At 58.0% G+C, this 967-nt stretch carries 1 protein-coding gene; it reads left to right on the top strand.

Translation table 11 applies throughout. The features are described 5' to 3' along the window. Window positions 1-177: 177 nt before the first annotated feature. A partial coding sequence (locus tag A3730_RS01100) for a rod shape-determining protein (RefSeq protein ID WP_063537295.1) occupies window positions 178-967 on the top strand: 790 nt, incomplete at its 3' end.

The following is a 967-nucleotide window of genomic DNA, read 5'->3' as shown; positions in this document are numbered from 1 at the left end:
CTTGAAAGGCGCAAAAAGTACCATAGACCGCCTGTCCGGGGCCACTGTCCGCAGAGCACGCCAGCTTGCCCAATGCCCCTGCCGTTGCTAGAGTTGCGCCATCTTATGAGATGCCCGGCTTTTTCCCGCCAGGCATCGTTTTTTCGCGAAAAGTTCAGGAAACTGGCTAGGATGTCCATGATCAAGCGTATTCGGGGGATGTTCTCCACCGATTTGTCCATCGATTTGGGGACCGCAAACACCCTTATTTACGTACGTGGCCGCGGCATTGTGCTGGATGAGCCCTCCGTGGTTGCCATCCGTCACCATGGCGCACAGAAGAGTGTGGCGGCCGTCGGGGCTGATGCCAAGCGCATGCTGGGGCGTACTCCAGGCAATATTACCGCTATCCGGCCCATGAAAGACGGTGTTATCGCCGATTTCGATGTGACCGAGAAGATGCTGCAGTACTTCATCAAGAAAGTGCACGACACCGGGTTTTTCCCGCCTGCACCGCGGGTGCTGGTGTGTGTGCCGTGCAAATCCACCCAGGTGGAGCGCCGTGCCATCCAGGATTCTGCCTATGGTGCCGGTGCCCGTGATGTGTATTTGATCGAAGAGCCCATGGCCGCTGCTATCGGTGCTGGCCTGCCGGTGGAAGAAGCCCGCGGCTCCATGGTGGTGGATATCGGTGGTGGCACCACGGAAATCGCCCTGATTTCCCTCAATGGTGTGGTGTATTCCGAATCCGTACGTATTGGCGGCGACCGTTTCGACGAAGCGATCGTGGCGTTCGTGCGCAAGGAATATGGCTCGCTGATCGGTGAATCCACCGCTGAACGTATCAAGCACGAAATCGGTACGGCCTACCCGGGTGCTGAAATCCGTGAAATTGATGTGCGTGGCCGGAACCTGGCCGAAGGGGTGCCGCGCAGCTTCACCCTGAATTCCGAAGAAATTCTGGAAGCCCTGAAAGAGCCGCTGGCGG

Source organism: Alcanivorax sp. HI0044 (assembly GCF_001634945.1).
The sequence above is the reverse complement of the archived record's forward strand: the minus strand, read 5'-3'. Positions and strand labels throughout refer to the sequence as shown.